Source organism: Bradyrhizobium sp. WSM2254 (assembly GCF_000472645.1).
Classification (GTDB): domain Bacteria; phylum Pseudomonadota; class Alphaproteobacteria; order Rhizobiales; family Xanthobacteraceae; genus Bradyrhizobium; species Bradyrhizobium niftali.
This window is the reverse complement of record NZ_AXAB01000036.1, coordinates 47,130-63,343: the sequence shown is the minus strand read 5'-3', so window position 1 is coordinate 63,343 and position 16,214 is coordinate 47,130. Positions and strand designations below refer to the sequence as shown.

Annotated in this window: 21 protein-coding genes; 14 read left to right on the top strand and 7 right to left on the bottom strand. The window is 65.0% G+C overall.

Annotated elements, in window-relative coordinates:
* Positions 1-61: 61 nt before the first annotated feature.
* Entirely contained in the window at positions 62-907 is an 846-nt protein-coding gene (gene fghA, locus A3M7_RS0125665; protein WP_027546487.1) for an S-formylglutathione hydrolase, read from the top strand.
* Positions 908-948: 41 nt separating this feature from the next.
* Here the strand turns inward: fghA and A3M7_RS0125660 are convergent, their stop codons facing one another.
* On the bottom strand, positions 949-1,518 hold the full coding sequence (locus A3M7_RS0125660; protein ID WP_027546486.1) for a DUF3280 domain-containing protein: 570 nt from the start codon (positions 1,516-1,518) through the stop codon (positions 949-951).
* 59 nt (positions 1,519-1,577) lie between these two features.
* Between A3M7_RS0125660 and A3M7_RS0125655 the strand changes: the two genes are divergently transcribed.
* The 6 genes from A3M7_RS0125655 to A3M7_RS0125630 all read left to right on the top strand — a co-directional run bounded on the left by A3M7_RS0125655 (position 1,578) and on the right by A3M7_RS0125630 (position 6,434).
* Positions 1,578-2,759 carry an ABC transporter substrate-binding protein gene (locus A3M7_RS0125655; RefSeq protein ID WP_027546485.1) on the top strand — a complete coding sequence of 394 codons (1,182 nt, stop codon included), beginning with the start codon at positions 1,578-1,580 and terminating at the stop codon, positions 2,757-2,759.
* 8 nt (positions 2,760-2,767) lie between these two features.
* The gene (locus A3M7_RS0125650; protein WP_027546484.1) at positions 2,768-3,736 is read left to right on the top strand and encodes a YVTN family beta-propeller repeat protein; all 969 of its coding nucleotides are present in this window, start codon (positions 2,768-2,770) and stop codon (positions 3,734-3,736) included.
* On the top strand, positions 3,733-4,542 hold the full coding sequence (locus A3M7_RS0125645) for an ABC transporter ATP-binding protein (RefSeq protein ID WP_027546483.1): 810 nt from the start codon (positions 3,733-3,735) through the stop codon (positions 4,540-4,542). Before A3M7_RS0125650 ends, A3M7_RS0125645 begins: the two co-directional genes overlap by 4 nt.
* Positions 4,539-5,387 carry an ABC transporter permease gene (locus A3M7_RS0125640; protein WP_027546482.1) on the top strand — a complete coding sequence of 283 codons (849 nt, stop codon included), beginning with the start codon at positions 4,539-4,541 and terminating at the stop codon, positions 5,385-5,387. Before A3M7_RS0125645 ends, A3M7_RS0125640 begins: the two co-directional genes overlap by 4 nt.
* A complete protein-coding gene (locus A3M7_RS0125635; protein ID WP_027546481.1) occupies positions 5,384-5,998 on the top strand; it encodes a hypothetical protein in 615 nt (204 codons plus the stop codon). The genes A3M7_RS0125640 and A3M7_RS0125635 overlap by 4 nt, the downstream gene beginning before the upstream one ends.
* 136 nt (positions 5,999-6,134) lie before the next feature.
* Positions 6,135-6,434 (top strand): copper-binding protein, encoded by a 300-nt coding sequence (locus tag A3M7_RS0125630; RefSeq protein ID WP_027546480.1) that lies wholly within the window; start codon positions 6,135-6,137, stop codon positions 6,432-6,434.
* Between the two features lie 318 nt (positions 6,435-6,752).
* On the opposite strand, the gene A3M7_RS0125625 is transcribed toward A3M7_RS0125630, so the two are convergent.
* Positions 6,753-7,310, bottom strand: coding sequence for a PQQ-dependent catabolism-associated CXXCW motif protein (locus tag A3M7_RS0125625; RefSeq protein ID WP_027546479.1), 558 nt, complete (start codon positions 7,308-7,310; stop codon positions 6,753-6,755).
* Positions 7,307-8,188 carry a substrate-binding domain-containing protein gene (locus tag A3M7_RS0125620; RefSeq protein ID WP_027546478.1) on the bottom strand — a complete coding sequence of 294 codons (882 nt, stop codon included), beginning with the start codon at positions 8,186-8,188 and terminating at the stop codon, positions 7,307-7,309. The genes A3M7_RS0125625 and A3M7_RS0125620 overlap by 4 nt, the downstream gene beginning before the upstream one ends.
* Positions 8,189-8,317: 129 nt before the next feature.
* Between A3M7_RS0125620 and A3M7_RS0125615 the strand changes: the two genes are divergently transcribed.
* Together A3M7_RS0125615 and A3M7_RS0125610 are read left to right on the top strand one after the other, a co-directional pair.
* Positions 8,318-9,244 carry a quinoprotein relay system zinc metallohydrolase 2 gene (locus A3M7_RS0125615; RefSeq protein ID WP_027546477.1) on the top strand — a complete coding sequence of 309 codons (927 nt, stop codon included), beginning with the start codon at positions 8,318-8,320 and terminating at the stop codon, positions 9,242-9,244.
* 64 nt (positions 9,245-9,308) lie between these two features.
* On the top strand, positions 9,309-10,127 hold the full coding sequence (locus tag A3M7_RS0125610; RefSeq protein WP_027546476.1) for a quinoprotein dehydrogenase-associated SoxYZ-like carrier: 819 nt from the start codon (positions 9,309-9,311) through the stop codon (positions 10,125-10,127).
* A 120-nt stretch (positions 10,128-10,247) separates the two neighbouring features.
* Here the strand turns inward: A3M7_RS0125610 and A3M7_RS0125605 are convergent, their stop codons facing one another.
* Positions 10,248-10,607, bottom strand: a complete 360-nt coding sequence (locus tag A3M7_RS0125605; RefSeq protein ID WP_027546475.1) for a hypothetical protein — start codon at positions 10,605-10,607, stop codon at positions 10,248-10,250.
* Positions 10,608-10,694: 87 nt separating this feature from the next.
* On the opposite strand from A3M7_RS0125605, the gene A3M7_RS0125600 reads away from it, so the two are divergent.
* Genes A3M7_RS0125600 through A3M7_RS0125580 form a run of 5 tightly spaced genes read left to right on the top strand, consistent with a single transcriptional unit; the run spans position 10,695 to position 14,372 of the window.
* Entirely contained in the window at positions 10,695-11,675 is a 981-nt protein-coding gene (locus A3M7_RS0125600) for an ABC transporter substrate-binding protein (protein WP_027546474.1), read from the top strand.
* A 1-nt stretch (position 11,676) separates the two neighbouring features.
* Entirely contained in the window at positions 11,677-12,414 is a 738-nt protein-coding gene (locus tag A3M7_RS0125595; RefSeq protein ID WP_027546473.1) for an ABC transporter permease, read from the top strand.
* Positions 12,404-13,132 carry an ABC transporter ATP-binding protein gene (locus A3M7_RS0125590; RefSeq protein ID WP_027546472.1) on the top strand — a complete coding sequence of 243 codons (729 nt, stop codon included), beginning with the start codon at positions 12,404-12,406 and terminating at the stop codon, positions 13,130-13,132. Before A3M7_RS0125595 ends, A3M7_RS0125590 begins: the two co-directional genes overlap by 11 nt.
* 47 nt (positions 13,133-13,179) lie before the next feature.
* Complete coding sequence (locus tag A3M7_RS0125585) at positions 13,180-13,989, top strand: pentapeptide repeat-containing protein (RefSeq protein ID WP_027546471.1); 810 nt, start codon at positions 13,180-13,182, stop codon at positions 13,987-13,989.
* A gap of 41 nt (positions 13,990-14,030) precedes the next feature.
* A complete protein-coding gene (locus A3M7_RS0125580) occupies positions 14,031-14,372 on the top strand; it encodes a hypothetical protein (RefSeq protein WP_027546470.1) in 342 nt (113 codons plus the stop codon).
* Between the two features lie 10 nt (positions 14,373-14,382).
* Here A3M7_RS0125580 and A3M7_RS0125575 read toward each other — a convergent pair whose 3' ends face one another.
* From A3M7_RS0125575 to pqqA, 3 genes are all read right to left on the bottom strand, one after another.
* On the bottom strand, positions 14,383-14,592 hold the full coding sequence (locus A3M7_RS0125575) for a hypothetical protein (protein WP_027546469.1): 210 nt from the start codon (positions 14,590-14,592) through the stop codon (positions 14,383-14,385).
* 295 nt (positions 14,593-14,887) lie between these two features.
* On the bottom strand, positions 14,888-15,757 hold the full coding sequence (locus A3M7_RS0125570) for a hypothetical protein (RefSeq protein ID WP_027546468.1): 870 nt from the start codon (positions 15,755-15,757) through the stop codon (positions 14,888-14,890).
* 270 nt (positions 15,758-16,027) lie between these two features.
* Positions 16,028-16,108 (bottom strand): pyrroloquinoline quinone precursor peptide PqqA, encoded by an 81-nt coding sequence (gene pqqA / locus A3M7_RS44920; RefSeq protein WP_035663753.1) that lies wholly within the window; start codon positions 16,106-16,108, stop codon positions 16,028-16,030.
* Between the last annotated feature and the right edge of the window lie 106 nt (positions 16,109-16,214).

The window sequence follows — 16,214 nt, the reverse complement described above, 5'->3', positions numbered from 1 at the left end:
CGCATTCGGTCACACAAGCGTTGCAATGTTGATGTGGTTAAGTGCCACTGGAGCTTAGGGCATGACGATTCAGACTGTCTCGACCAACACATCCTATGGCGGCGTGCAGGGCGTGTACCGCCATGCGAGCCAGGCGACCGGAACCGACATGGTGTTCTCGGTCTACGTTCCCCCGCATGCGGACGGCGCCAAGCTTCCCGTGGTCTGGTATCTGTCCGGCCTCACCTGCACGCATGCCAACGTCACCGAGAAGGGTGAATTCCGCAAAGCCTGCGCCGAGCTCGGCCTGATCTTCGTCGCGCCCGACACCTCACCGCGCGGGCCGGACGTGCCGGGCGACCCCAACAATGCCTATGATTTCGGCCTGGGCGCCGGCTTCTATGTCGACGCGACGCAAGAGCCGTTCGCACGCAACTATCGGATGTGGAGCTATGTCACCGACGAGCTGCCGAAGCTGGTCGCCGAGAACTTTCCGGTCGATGCCAGGCGGCAGTCGGTGATGGGCCATTCGATGGGCGGACACGGCGCGCTGACGGTGGCGCTGCGCAACCCGCACCGCTATCGCGCCGCCAGCGCGTTCGCGCCGATTGTGGCACCGTCGCAGGTGCCCTGGGGCATCAAGGCGCTGACCGGCTATCTCGGGCCGAACAAGGACAATTGGCGCGGCCACGACACCGTGGCGCTGATCGAGGACGGCGCGAAATTCTCGGGCTTCCTGGTCGACGTCGGCGACGCCGACAATTTCCTGAAGGAGCAGCTCAAGCCGGAGCTGCTGCAGGCCGCCTGCACCAAGGCGAGCATCCCGCTGACGCTGCGGCGGCAGGCCGGCTACGACCACAGCTATTATTTCATCTCGACCTTCATGGGCGATCATCTCAACTGGCATGCGGAGAGATTGAAGGGGTGATGTCTTCTCCCTCTCCCCGCACGCGGGGAGAGGCGAAGATCTCACGGCCTGCCGTAATTCGGCGCCAGCAACCGGTTGCGGATCAGGTAGCTCATCGTGCGCGTCCAGGATTCGTCGGTGTTGCCGCGCATGTCGGCGCTCGCCGCCGTGATCATGGCGCCGGTCTTGACGTCGCGCAGGTAGATGTTGAGGTTGATGATCAGGTTCGAGACCTTCTGCACCATGCCGGTGATCTCCAGGTCGGCGCCCAGCTGCCCGGCGAGCTTGAGGTCGCAGCCGCCGCAGGCCTGCAGATTGGCGTGACGGGCAGCGTCCCTGACCGGCGCGATGTCGAGCACCTGGAACCGGCCGGAATCAGCCAGCTCCTTGCGCAGCTGCTCGCTGATGCGATCGAGCCGTACCAGCTCCGGCTTGGAGCCGTAGAACTCGCCGGGCAGGCTGGTGTCGATCAGCTCGAAATCGAACACGGCGAGCTTCGGCGGATCGGCGAGCGCGACCGAGCCCGTCAACAGCAAAGCGGCGAAACACAGCAGCGCTCGCATGATCGTGATTCCGCGTCCTCGCGACGCGAGGACGAAATGCGGGGTTGCATGCCCTGACAAATTGGTCATGCTTTAGCAGAGACAATTCTCCATCGGCGGTCAAGCCGGGGAGGACGTTTGGAGGAAACATGATCCGATGGTTGGTCGGCCTGATCGGCCTGGGTCTTGCTGCGGCGAGCGCGTTCGCGGCCGACCCTGTCATGATCGGCGTCGGCTATCTCGGAATCGCCGGCACCAGATCGACGCTGTCGCTGGTGGAGCAGCCCGCGGAGAATGACGGCGTTGCGGGCGCGCGCCTCGCCATCGAGGACAACAACACCACCGGCAAATTCCTGGGCCAGCGCTTTGCGCTGGAGGAGCGCCGCATCAGGGAAGGCGAGGACGTGGTGCAGGCCGCGACCGCGCTCGCCGAGAAGAACGGGTTTATCATCGCCGACCTGCCGGCGGATGCGATGCTGAAGGTGGCCGACGCCCTGCGCGAGCGCGGCACGCTGCTGTTCAACGCGGGGGCGATCGACGAGCGCCTGCGCGAAGCCGATTGCCGCGCCAATGTCATCCACACCGCGCCGACGCGCGCGATGCTGGCCGATGCGCTCGGCCAGTATCTGGTGTGGAAGCAGTGGAAGCGCTGGCTGCTGGTGGTCGGCTCGCACGATGAGGACAAGCTGTTCGCCGATGCGTTGAGGCGCACCGCGACGCGGTTCGGCGCCAAGATCGTGCAGGAGCGCACGTTTGATGACGCCGGCGGTGCGCGCCGCACCGACTCGGGCGTGACGCTGATCCAGCGCCGGATGCCGGTATTCACGCAGCAGGCGCCGGCTTACGACGTGCTGGTCGCCGCCGACGAGAGCGAGGTGTTCGGCGCCTACCTGCCCTACCGCACCTGGGATCCGCGGCCCGTGGCCGGCTCGGCGGGCCTCGTGCCGCGCAGCTGGGACGCCGCGCAGGACCAGTGGGGCGCGATCCAGATGCAGAACCGCTTCATCAAGCTGAACTCGCGGCGGATGACGGCGCTCGACATGCAGGCCTGGACGGCGGTGCGCATGATAGGCGAAGCCACCTCGCGCACCAATTCCGGCGACGTGAAAAAGGTCACCGATTTCATCAAGGGGCCGGACTTCTCCGTCGCCGCCTTCAAGGGCACGCGGCTGACCCTGCGTGACTGGAATCTCCAGCTGCGCCAGCCGATCCTGCTGGTCGACGGCCGCATGGTGGTGTCGGTGTCGCCGCAGGAAGGTTTTCTGCACCAGGTCTCCGAGCTCGACACGCTCGGCTATGACCGTCCGGAGAGCAAATGCAAACTGAAGTGAGGACGCAGATGTCGCGCATGTGGCGTGTTGGGCTTCTCTCCGGACTGGCGCTTGCGGCGGCGCCCGCGCATGCCTTCATCGCCTATGTCTCGAACGAGAAGAGCAACACGGTCTCGGTGATCGACACCGAGAGCTGGACGGTGACCAAGACCATCAAGGTCGGCCAGCGCCCGCGCGGCATCGACTTCACCCGCGACGGCAAGTTCGTGATGGTCGCGGTCGGCGACGACGACACCATCCAGGTGATCGACGCCAAGACGCAAAGCATCGTGGACAGCCTGCCCTCCGGCCCCGACCCCGAATTGTTCGCGCAGGATGCCGCCGGCAAGATCCTCTATGTCGCCAACGAGAACGACAACACGGTGACCGTGATCGATCTCGAAAAGCGCGCCCGCCTCGGCGACATCCAGGTCGGCGTCGAGCCCGAGGGCATGACCATCAGCCCCGACGGCAAGACGCTGATCAACACGTCCGAGACGACCAACATGGCGCATTTCATCGACACCACCTCGCGCCAGATCGTCGCCAATGTGCTGGTCGACGCGCGGCCGCGCTTTGCCGAGTTCAAGCACGACGCGTCCGAATTGTGGGTGTCCTCGGAGATCGGCGGCACGGTCTCGATCATCGATCCCAGGAAGCACGAGGTGATCGGCAAGGTCACGTTCGAGATTCCGGGCCTGCGGAAAGAGGCCATCCAGCCGGTCGGCATCGGCATGACCAGGGACGACAAGACCGCCTTCGTCGCACTCGGTCCCGCCAACCGTATCGCCGTGGTCGACGTCGCCTCGCGCAAGGTGACCAAATACCTGCTGGTCGGGCAGCGGGTCTGGCACATGGCGTTCACGCCGGACGAAAAATACCTGCTCACCACCAACGGCGTGTCGAACGATGTTTCCGTGATCGACGTCGCCGCGCAAAAGGTGATCAAGACCATTCAGGTGGGCGAACTGCCCTGGGGCATCACGATCGCGCCATGACCAGTCCCGCTCCCATCGTCGAGCCACGCGAGAGCGCGCCGAAGCTAGATCCGGCGGCGGTGCCGGCGCTGTCGATCGACGCTGTCAGCCACGCCTATGGCCAGCGCCGGGCGCTGATGGACGTCTCCTTCAACGTGCAGCCCGCGAGCTTCACCGCGCTGCTCGGCCTCAACGGTGCCGGCAAGAGCACGCTGTTCTCGCTCATCACGCGGCTGTTCGGCATCCAGTCCGGCCGCGTCGGCATTTTCGGTCACGACGTCAGCAAGAGCCCCGGCGAGGCGCTGCGGCTGCTCGGCGTCGTGTTCCAGCCGCGCACGCTCGATCTCGATCTGTCGCTGACGCAGAACCTGCTCTATCACGCAGCCCTGCACGGCATCAGCCGGCGCGAGGCCGCCGCGCGCAGCGCCGAGCTGCTTGGCCGCATCGGGCTCGAAGAGCGCGCCGGCAGCAAGGTGCGCGATCTCTCCGGCGGCCAGATGCGACGGCTCGAGATCGCACGCGCGTTGCTGCACCGGCCGCGGCTGTTGCTGCTGGACGAGCCGACCGTCGGCCTCGACGTCAAGGCGCGCGCCGACATCATCAGCCACGTCCGCCAGCTCGTCACTGAGCAAGGCATCGGCGTGCTCTGGGCCACGCATCTGTTCGACGAGATCATGGCCGGGGACGATCTCGTGGTGCTGCACCAGGGCAAGGTGCTGGCGCAGGGGCCGATGAGCCGCGTCGTCACCGAAGCCGGCGCACAGGACGTCAACACCGCCTTCATGCGCCTGACCGGCGCGCAAGTGATGCCGGGAGGCGGCGCATGAGCAGCATCACCACTCGCGAGGCGCCGCGCGGCTTCTCGTTCCAGGAGTACATGACCTGCCTCACCGGCATCGTCTGGCGCGAGGGCTTGCGCTTCCTGCATCAGCGCGAACGCTTCGTCTCGGCGCTGGTGCGCCCCTTGGTGTGGCTCTTCATCTTCGCCGCCGGATTCCGCCAGGTGCTCGGCATCTCCATCATCCCGCCCTACGAGACCTACATCCTCTACGAGGTCTATATCGCACCGGGGCTGATGGCGATGATCCAGCTCTTCAACGGCATGCAGTCCTCGCTCTCGATGGTCTATGACCGCGAGATGGGCAATATGCGCACGCTGCTGGTGAGCCCGCTGCCGCGCGGCTTCCTGTTGTTCTGCAAGCTGCTCGCGGGCACCGCGGTGTCGCTGCTCCAGGTCTACGCATTCCTCCTGATCGCCTGGTTCTGGGACATCACCCCGCCATCATCCGGCTACCTCACCGTGCTGCCCGCGCTGATCCTGTCCGGACTGATGCTGGGCTCGCTCGGCATGCTGATCTCCTCCGGCATCAAGCAGCTGGAAAACTTCGCCGGCGTGATGAACTTCGTGATCTTCCCGATGTTCTTTGCATCGTCGGCGCTCTACCCGCTCTGGCGGGTACAGGAGGGCAGCCCTTATCTGTACTATCTCTGCGAGGCCAATCCGTTCACCCACGCGGTCGAGCTGATCCGTTTCGCGCTGTACGGACAGGTCAACTGGATCTCGCTGGCGGTGGTTGCGAGCTGCACAATCGTCTTCATGATCGGTGCGATTCTGGCCTATGATCCCTCGCGCGGGCTGGCGCGACGGGGCCCTGCGGGAGGCGAAGGATGAAGGTTCGGATCGTGACCATGGCCGTTCTGGCGCTCGCCGCCACGGGCACGGCCGTGCACGCGGCCGATCCGCGCTATCCGGACTGGCCGTGCACGCAGGCGAAAGTGCCTGAGATCTCGCTCGCCGCGGTCTGGGCTGGGCCTGCGCTCGACGATGTCCAGACCAAGTGGAAGGACGATGCCAAGGTCAGCGCGCTGGTCTCAAAACTGTCAGCGCGCAAGACGCCGCTGGACGAGGCCGAGAAATCGGTGAAGGAATTCCTGGCCGGCTCCGCCACCGACAAGACCACGAACGCAAAGCTCCTCTTCGCCGGCCTGTTCGAGACCCTGAACGCCCAGCGCGCCCAGGTCATGATCGGGCTCGAACGTGTCAGCCGCAAGCAGCGCGACGCCGCCGACAAGATCCGCGAGGAGACGCTGGCGCTCCAGGCCCTCCAGGGGGTGACACCGCGCGACGAGGCCAAGGTCGAGGCGCTCAGCAACGAGCTGATCTGGAAGACGCGCATTTTCGAGGACCGCCACAAGGTTGTGCGGTTCGTGTGCGAGGTTCCGACCTCGATCGACCAGCGCCTGTTCGCGCTCGGCCGCGTGATCCAGCAGGAAATGGAATAGCGTCAACCTCGCTGACGGCTCCGCAGAAGTTCCCGCGATCTCATTGCAGCCATTAACCTTTGCCGCGCTATCTGCCGGAACCAAATCGCTCTAGGATGTCTTGTCGATGTGAATCTCGAAATGCCGGGAGGCCTCGATGGGAACCACCAGATTTATCCTCGCAGGCGCTGCGGTCTTCAGCATGCTCGCATCCAGCGCTTTTGCTGACGACATGACCGGAATGGTCACCAGGATCGACCGTCTCAACGGCACGATCTCGATCCAGCAGACGCAGAAGGGAACGGTCGGCGGCAGCGCAGGCGGCGCCGGCGCGCTCCAGGAGTACAAGACCAAGGACGCCGCGATGCTGGATTCCGTCCACGCCGGCGACAGGGTGAGCTACTCTGCGACCGACAATAACGGCACCGGGACGCTGACGAAGTTGCAGAAGCAGTAATGTCACCTTCACCTCTCCCCGCTTGCGGGGAGAGGTCGGGTTGCATCGAAGATGCAATCCGGGTGAGGGGGAGCCTCCGCGAGTCCGTCCAGTCGACGTCCGCAAAGCTCCACCCACATCGTCATTGCGAGCGGAGCGAAGCAATCCAGAGTCCCTCTGCGGAAACATTCTGGATTGCTTCGCTCCGCTCGCAATGACGAGGAGGAGGCCACTTGTCTCTCTCTGACACCACTCCCGCGGAGACTCCCCCTCACCCCAACCCTCTCCGCGCGAGCGAAGCTCGTCGCGCCCCCGCTTGCGGGGAGAGGGAGAACACCTTCATTGATCCGGCCGCGGCTGCGGCTGCGCTTCTTCGGTCGGCAATGCCGCGCGCTCCCAGCCGTCGGTGCCATCAGCATACCAGGCGATGTTGGAATAGCCGTACGCCAATGCACGCTTGGCGGCGTTCCAGGACATCCAGCAGTCGGCCAGGCAATAGAACACGAGCAGCGCAGCCTTGTCGCCGCGCGACGCTTGCGCGAGGCCGCGCTGCAAATAATCGTCCATGGCTGGCGGCAAATTCCCGTAGCCCGTATCCGGCAGCCACAGGCTGCCAGGAATGTTTCTGCGCGGCGCATCGCGCCAGACGGTGCCTTCGGGAAGATTCTTCGGCTTCGGCGCGCGCGGCATCACGTCGATGAACGCGCCGCTCTTCGCGCGCCAGATCGCCTCGACTTCGGCTGTGGTGAGCACGCGGGCGCCGGCAAGCGTCGCCGGCACCGGCGCGCGGTAATTGTCGGTGCGGTAGCCCTCGGGCTCGAACGGCTCCTGCTGCTGCGCCCATGCCGGCGCCGCCAGAACGGCGGCGACCAGCGTAGCGGCAACGCGCCGCCTCATGGCGCCTTCTTGGCCGTCTCCGCGCCGAGTGGCCGGTCGCTCTCGTCCAGCAAGGGCACGCCGAAGTCGAGCAGGATCCTGTTGATCTCGCCCTGGTTCTCCTGGATCAGCTTGTTGAGCTGCCGCTTCCAGTTCTGGTCGGCGGGACGCACGCCCATGCCGATGCGATAGACCAGCTTCGGACCGGTGGTTTCCTTCACCAGCGGCGTGACGTGGAGCGAGCCGGCCTTCTTGGCATAGAAGCCCGCCATCGGTCCCCACAGCACGCCGGCGTCGATCTTACCGGCCGAGAGGTCATCGATCATCGCCTGCGCGGAATTGTCGAAGCGCGTATCGATCATCAGCGGATAGGGTTTTGCGGCGCCCATCAGGCCGGCGATCGCCATGTTGGTCGCCGGCGGCGTGCCGGCGACGATGCCGACATGCTTGCCCTTCAACTTCGGGTCCTCAAGCGTGTCGACCTCCTCGAGCCCGCTGCCGGCCTTTGCGACCAGCGCATAGGTCGTGCGGTAATAGGGATTGGTGCCCTGCACGAGGTCGTCGCCTTGCGGGAAGCCCATGATGACGTCGCAGCGATGCGCGCCCAGCGTCATCCGCACGAAGCCCGTGGCCTGCGGGAAGAAGACGTAGTCGAGCTTCTTCCCGAGCTTGTCGGCGAACAGCTCGGCGAGCTTGTTCTCGAACCCCTCGCCCTTCTCGTTGGAGAACGGCAGATTGCGCGGATCTGCGCAGACCCGCAGCACCTTCGGATCGACCAGCTCGAACGAGAGGTCTCCGGTCTCGCTGGTCTGCGCCATGGCGACGTCGCCCAGCGCACAGGACGCAACCAGACCCCACAGCAAGAACAACCAGCGACGATGTCGTCCGGCCTCCGTCATCGCGCTTCCTCCTCGTTTTGTTTGAATGTTATCCATGCAACGCATGACGCGCCATGTTTTGCCAAACTTTGTGCTGGCTTCCCTTTGTTACAGTGCAATGCAGCAAACCCTTTGAACTGAGGCGGAAAAGTGTCTCACATCGCTTCAAGGATCGCCGCCCTGACCCTGCTCGGGATAGCGACGCTAGCACGCACGGAAGCAGCCGAATTGCCTGTAAGCGAAGTCGCGCCGGGAATCTTCGTACACTCCGGGACCATCGCTTTGATGACGCGCGAGAACGAGGGCGACATCGCCAATGTCGGCTTCATCGTGGGCGCTGATGCGGTCGCCGTGATCGACACCGGCGGCAGCCTCCGCGAGGGCGAGGCGCTGCTGGCGACCGTGCGGGCCCGCACTGAGAAGCCGATCCGCTACATCATCAACACCCACGGCCATCCCGACCATGTTTTCGGCAATGCGGCCTTCGTGGCGGAAGGAACCAGCTTCGTTGGCCACAGCAAGCTGCCGCAGGCCCTGGCAACGCGCGGGCCCTACTATCTCGACAATTTCAGACGCATCATGGGCGGCGAGCTGATCGATCCCGTGAAGATCGTACCGCCCACCCTGCTCGTGTCGGACACGATGACGATCGATCTTGGATCGCGCCGCCTGACCTTGCGGGCCTGGCCCGCCGCGCACAGCGACAGCGATCTGACAGTGTTCGACGAGACGACCAACACGCTGTTCACGGGCGACCTCGTCTTTCTCCGCCACATTCCGGTCATGGACGGCAGCATTCGCGGCTGGCTTGCCCTGCTCAAGGAGCTTGAAACGGTTCCGGCAACCCGAGTCGTTCCCGGTCACGGCCCCGTGAGCGATTGGCCAGCGGCGCTCGCCGATGAACGACGTTATCTCACGACGATGCTGTCCGACGTCCGCACACTCAACAAGAAGGGCGCGCCGATCCGAACCGCCGCGGACAAGGCAGCTGAATCGGAACGGACGCACTGGCAGCTGTTCGACGACTACAACGCCCGCAACGCAACCGCAGCATTTTCGGAAATTGAATGGGAGTAGCGGGCGCGCTACGCTATGCCAGCTTCGCGGACGCTGGCTGCTTCGTCCGCACGGGACCATGACCATGACGGGATGCATACGCCGCCTGCCCCTGATCGCCCTGCTTCTCGGCATCGCCTTCGCTGTGCCGGCGAATGCCGAAGAGGCCTACGATCCCTGGCCGGGTCTGGTGCAGGACATCTTCAGCAACCGTCCCATGAACGACGGCGCCGACGTGATCGGCATCGAGATGCCGTATCGCGCCGAGGATGCGGCCATCGTGCCGGTGACCCTGCGCAGCAAGCTCTCGCCGGGCGATGCCCGCCGCATCCGTTCGATCACGCTGGTCATCGACCGCAACCCGGCACCGATGGCGGCGAAGTTCGAGCTCGGGCCGGATGCCAATGTCAGCGAGATCTCCACGCGCGTGCGCGTCAACAACTACACCGACGTCCACGCGGTGGCCGAGCTCAGCGACGGCCAGCTCTACGTGTCGAAGACGTATGTGAAGGCCTCCGGCGGCTGCTCCGCGCCGGCGGGAAAGAATGTCGAGGAAGCGAAGAACCGGCTTGGGCAGATGCGCTACCGGCAATTCGCGCGCGAGGACGCGCCGGCGAGCCGCGTCCGCGAGGCGCAGATCATGATCGGCCATCCCAACAATTCCGGCCTGCAAATGGACCAGGTCACGCAGCTCTATATTCCCGCCTTCTTCGTCAACCAGTTGGAGCTGACGCAGGACGACAGCCCCGTTCTGTCGATGGAAGGCGGCATCTCGATCTCCGAAGATCCCAATCTGCGCTTCATCTACGTGTCGAACGGCGCCAAGCGCTTCCGCGCGGAAGCCAAGGACACGGATGGGCACGTGTTCCGCAATGAGTGGGATGTGGAGAAGCCGGGGACATAATAGTCACGCCGTCATTCCGGGGCGGTCCGCAGGACCGAACTATGGTGCGCGATTGCGCACCTGAGAATCTCGAGATTCCGGGTTCGATGCTTCGCATCGCCCCGGAATGACGGTGTTAGATCAGAAACACCTCACCTCGGCCTCGGCCTGCGCCCGCCTCAGATCATTCACCGCCGAATTCGCCTGCTCCGAGGTGCGAAACTGGACGCCGAGATTGCCGCGGACCTGGGACATGCTGAGCGCGGTCTCGGCGGTGACGTAGCGCTCATAGGTGACGATCGAGGCGACCACGTCGATCGAGCAGGAACATTGTTCGATGGCGGCCCGCGTCTCGCCATTGGCCTTCATACAGCCATAGACGTACTCCGCACGCGCCGACGTCGGATAGTCGTTGGCCTCCTCGGCGCGCGCCGTGGACATGGCCGCCACCAGCACCGCCAATGCGGCGACAATCGGTCGTAGCTGTCCCGCCAAATTCATGAGTGTCCTCCCGCTGGTTGCGACGAAAGCTATGCTATGCGTATTGTCCTGAAAAGCACTCCCTTCGAGGAAACGGCTCACAAGGTGATGAGAGCACTTGGTCGAACATTGGCGCTCGCGGTGACGCTGGCGCTGACACAGGTCGCAAGCGGCCGCGCCGCGGATACCATCCGCCTTGCGGTGCAGAAGACCGGAACATTCTCCTGGGAGCTGGCCGCGATCCGGGCCGGCGGCCTCGACAAGGACGCCGACCTGTCGCTGGAGGTCACCGAGCTTGCGAGCCCCGAAGCCGGCAAGATCGCGCTCCGCGCCGGCAGCGCCGACATCATCCTGTCGGACTGGCTGTGGGTGTCGCGCGAGCGCGCCCTCGGCGCCAAGCTCACCTTCTACCCCTATTCCAGCGCACTCGGCGCGGTAATGGTGCCCGCGGCCTCGCCGATCAAGACGCTCGCCGACCTCAAGGGCCGCAAGCTCGCCGTCGGTGGCGGCCCGATCGACAAGAGCTGGCTGCTGCTGCAGGCGCGGATGAAGCAGGACGGCATCGACCTGAAGTCGGAAGCGACCATCGTCTATGGCGCGCCGCCTTTGATCGCCGCCAAGGCGCTCGACGGCGAGATGGATGCCAGCCTCAATTTCTGGAATTTCTGCGCCCAGCTCGAGGCCAAGGGCTTTCGCCGCCTCGCCGGCATCGAGGACATCCTTCCCAAGCTGGGCGCCAAGGGAGCTGTCTCCGCGGTCGGCTATGTCTTCGACGAGAGCTGGGCGGCAAGCCATCGCGAGGCGGTGGCGCGCTTCATCGCGATGACCCGCAAGGCCAAGCAATTGCTGGTCACCTCCGACGCGGCCTGGGAGAAGATCGCGCCGCTCACCGGCACGAGCGATGCCGTCATGCTCAAGACCTACCGTGACCGTTATCGCGACGGCATTCCGCGCCGGAGCATCGCCGACGAGGAGACGGATGCGCGCGTGCTCTACCACGTGCTGGCCGAGACCGGCGGCCGCGACCTGGTCGGGCCGGCGGCCGAGCTCGATCCCGGCACCTTCTATCACGCAGTCCCCGGAGACTGAGGTGCTGCGTCTTCTCTCGTTTTCCCTGTTCCTCGCGACCTGGTGGATTGCAGCGCTGTTCGTCGGCGGCGCAAAACTGCCCTCCCCGCCTGCCGTGCTCAACGTCATCATCGCGGAAGCCTCGAACGGCGCGCTGTTCCTGCATCTCGGCGCCACGCTGGCGCGCGTCGCACTCGCCTTCGTGCTGGCGATGTCGCTCGGCAGCGCCATCGGTTACCTGATGGGGCGGGTGAAGCTCGCCGACCGGCTCGGCGATCCCTGGCTGATCCTGCTGCTCAACCTGCCGGCGCTGGTCGTGATCGTGCTCGCCTATATCTGGGCCGGCCTGACCGAGGCGGCCGCGATCGCCGCAATCGCCATCAACAAGCTGCCGACCGCCATCGTCACCTTGCGCGAGGGCACGCGCGCGCTCGACCGCTCGCTGGACGAGATGGCGAGCGTGTTCGCGATGCCGCGCTGGCGCGCCTTCCGCCATGTCGTGCTGCCGCAGCTTGCGCCCTATATCGCAGCCTCGGCCCGCTCCGGCTTGTCGCTGGTGTGGAAGATCGTGCTGGTCGCCGAACTCTTGGGACGGCCGAACGGCGTCGGCTTCGAGATCGGGGTCGCCTTCCAGCTGTTCGACACGCCGCGCCTGCTCGCCTACTCCCTGACATTCGCGGCCGTCGTGCTCGTGATCGAGACGGTGCTGGTGCAGCCGTTCGAGGCCCGCGCAACAAGGTGGCGGCCCCGTGCGGCTTGAGGTCGACATCACAGGCAAAGCGTTCAGGAACGCGGCGGGCGGGACGCAGGACGTGCTGGCGCCGATCAAGTTCGCGCTTCAATCCGGCGAGGTCGGCGTGCTGATCGGACCCTCCGGCTGCGGCAAGAGCACGATGCTGCGTATCCTCCTCGGGCTCGACCGCGACTTTCACGGGACCATCGCGCGGCCACCGGAGGCGCGGATCGGCATGGTGTTCCAGGAACCGCGGCTGCTGCCGTGGCGCTCGGTCGAGCAGAACGTGCGGTTGGCTGCGCCCGGCATTTCCGATGCGAAGCTGTCGGAGCTGTTCAGGATCCTGGAGCTGGAGGCGCATCGCAGCCACTTTCCCGGCGAATTGTCGCTGGGCCTTGCCCGCCGCGTCGCGCTCGCCCGCGCCTTCGCGGTCGAGCCCGATCTGCTCGTGCTCGACGAGCCCCTCGCCTCGCTCGACGACGCGCTCGCAGGCCGCCTGCGCGACGAGATCGCCACGCTGGTGGCAAGCCGCCCCGTGATGACGCTGCTCGTCACCCACAGTATCGACGACGCGATCCGCCTCGGCGACCGCCTGTTCTTCCTGTCGCCGCGGCCGGCGCGCATCGTGGCCGAGGTGCCTATCGGCATCCCGCGCGACACACGCGGCGAAGCCGAGATTGCGGCGATCAAGGCCGACCTCGCCCGACGAACTCAAGGCGACCGCGCCGAGCGAGATGTCTCATAGCCGGTCGCCCGGCGGACGTGCTAGACAGGCCGGCGGCGGAGTTGATGATGACGCGGACGGTCGCCCTCGCAACGCTTGGTCTTGCGACGCTTGGCCTCGCACTCGTCGCGATGACGGCGCGCGCGCAGGACATGATGCGTGACGTCGACCTCACCTCCCCCGCGATGGTTTCGGCCGAAATGACCAGGCCGGAGGTCGAGGCGGTGCTGGCCAAAGCGAGCGCCGCGCAGCCTGCCGATTTCACCGGCAAGCGCCTGTCGGGCCTCGATCTCTCGGGGCTGGACCTGTCCAACGCGATTTTCCGCGCCGCACGGCTCAACAAGACAATACTCCGAGACGCCAGGCTCGACCGTGCGATCCTCGATCAGGCCTGGCTGCTGGATGCGGATCTTACCGGCGCAAGCCTGAAGGGCGCCAATCTGTTCGCGTCGCAAATGGCCCGTGCGCGCCTCGACGGCGCGAACCTGTCGGGAGCGCGCATCGCTGCCGACCTCACCGGCGCAAGCCTGGTCGGCGCCTCGATCGCGGACGCGCATCTTGGCGCCGATATGCGCAACCAGTCGATGGGGCTGATGCGCGCGGTACTGAGATCCGCCAACCTGGAACGGCTGAACGCGCGCAACGCCGATTTGTCGCGCGTCGATCTTGAATTTGCGGTGCTCAGGGGCGCCGACCTCACCGGTGCATCACTGAAAAATGCCCAACTCGGCGGCGCCGATCTGACCGGCGCCATCGTCATCGACACCGATTTCGACGGCGCCGATCTTACCTCAGCGAAGCTGATCGGGCCGAACGGCCTTGACCGCGTCAAAAATTTCGACAAGGCAAAGAACCGCGAGCGCCTGATCAGACAATAATGGCGTCGCCTTGGGTGGACGATCTTTGGGAGGACGATTTGATGCGTTGGGGTCTGGTGTTGATCGCGTTGCTGGCGCTTGCCGGCGAAGCCGCCGCACAAAGCAAGGGCATCCGGCTCTGGAATCTGACCACGGAGACGATCACCGGCTTCCAGCTATCGCCGGTTGGCAAGCCCGAGTTCGGCCCGAACCAGACCTTGAACGACAAGGACAAGGAGGTCGATCACGACGAGCGGCTGCGCATCACCGGCATCGAGCCTGGCCGCTATGACGCCAAGGTCACCTTTCCCAATGCGCGCCAGTGCTTCGTCCTCGGTATCGAGATCAAGGCGGATGCTGTGTTCTCGATCGCCGACAAGGACCTGAAGGACTGCACGAAATAGGACGGCCGTGTCACGCCTTGTCGTTCGCGTGCGGATATTCGCAGCGCCACCGCACCGCCTGCCACTTCGGATGCTCGCCGACCCATTGCGCGATGTAGGGCGGCGCGGCCATCACGCATTGGCGGGGCGACCCCGCATAGTTGAACACCAGATGCTGTTCCTCGCAGGTCGCAGGCGACAGCACCGCACACACGGTCACCACCAGGTCGATCGGGTTCATGCCGGAATCCTCTCGCGGGACGATGGAATTTAGCACGAAAGGTTACGTTTCAAGGAGAGGGAAGTTTCAAACGGGCGTGAGGGATGGCCGGAACAGCCGATCTCTCTGCTGCGCGAGGTCCTGACATGCGAGGCTAGTGCTTGAGGCCTTGACGCTTCGACATCGTCATGGCCGGGCATAGCCGTCCGAAGGACGGCGTCGCTTTCGCTCGCCTATGTCCCGGCCATCCACGCCTTGCTCCCCGGCACAAAGAACGTGGATGCCCGGGACAAGCCCGGGCATGACGACCCCCACCTTAGAAATTCACCCCGAACACCAGCCGCGCCTGATGGCGCTCGAAATTGACGAGGTCGAGATTGGCGCCCGATCCGGCTGGACGGCCCCAGGCCTGCATGCTCCAGCTCAGTGTCAACCGCGAGCGCTCGGAGAGCTGGAAATAGGCGGTCGGGCCGACGAACAGGGCCTGGCCCGAAAACTCGCCGAGACCGATGCCCTCATACTGCCGGAAGTAGCGCAGCTCGCCGCCAAGCAGCATGTTGGGCCGCACCCGCACGAGGCCGGCGAAGGCCGCGCCGATCGTGGAGCTTTTCTCGGACAGTCCCGCCACCTCGAAGCGCGCCCATTCCGGCTGATAGATCAGGTTGAGCGCGCCGATGGCGAAGTTCGGGATCAGTTCGCGGTCGAAGGCGAGCGTGAAGTCGGTGCCGTACATCCGCCCCTTGGCGCCGCTGGTCTCGTCGATGCGGTCGCCGTGGAGCTCGGCGGCGACGGTCAGGCCAAACGGCGCGTGCTCGCGGTCGAGCAGGCGATAGCGCAGGTCGAGCGAGGCGCCCTGGAAATTGAATTGACGGCGATCGTCGATATCGGGAACGCCGGTGATGTCGTGCAAGCTTGCGGTGCCACCGACCTCGATGCGGAAGTTCGGCAACGGCACCACCTCGATCTCGACCTCCTGCGCGAGGGCGCGATAGGTGCCGCCGCCCTTGCCGAACCGCCCCGTGGTCTGGCTCTGGAATTCGCGCTCGCCGGGATTGCCGACATCGGTGCCGATCATGAAGCCGAAGATGTGCTCGGTATCGAAGCCCTCCTCAGCGCTGGCATATGCCGGTGCGAGCGCGATCGTGCACGCAATCGCCAACCCTAATTTGCGAACTCCGCCGTGCATCCCGTGTCCTGAAGGCCGCGCCGCGTCAAAGCGGCAGCAGCGCTGACCGAGCGCCAGCGTAACACACTGCGGCAAGAGCACGACCGAGATTTTGGAGAGAGCGTGTCGAAGCCAGCCCAAGTGTGGCTTTTAAAGTGTGGCTTTTTAGGTGTGGCTTTTCAGGTATGAAGTTGCATCGACGGCAAAGCGCGAGGCGCAGCCACGAGGGTGCCGAACACTGCCACGGCTTCGATGGCATTCGCCACCGAAGCCGCGGCAGGTTCGTCAGTCTTACTTGCGCGAAGCGCAGGCGTACATGTTGATTTCCATGCCGACCGACACTTCCACGATCTTCGGAGCTTTCCAAGCCATCCGGGGTCTCCCAAGGGTATTGAGCGCGACATCGCGCGGGGCAAAACCTAGGGCTGCGTCAGATGCAGCGCAAGCCTGGAATTGAACGGCAGATACAGCGAACTGT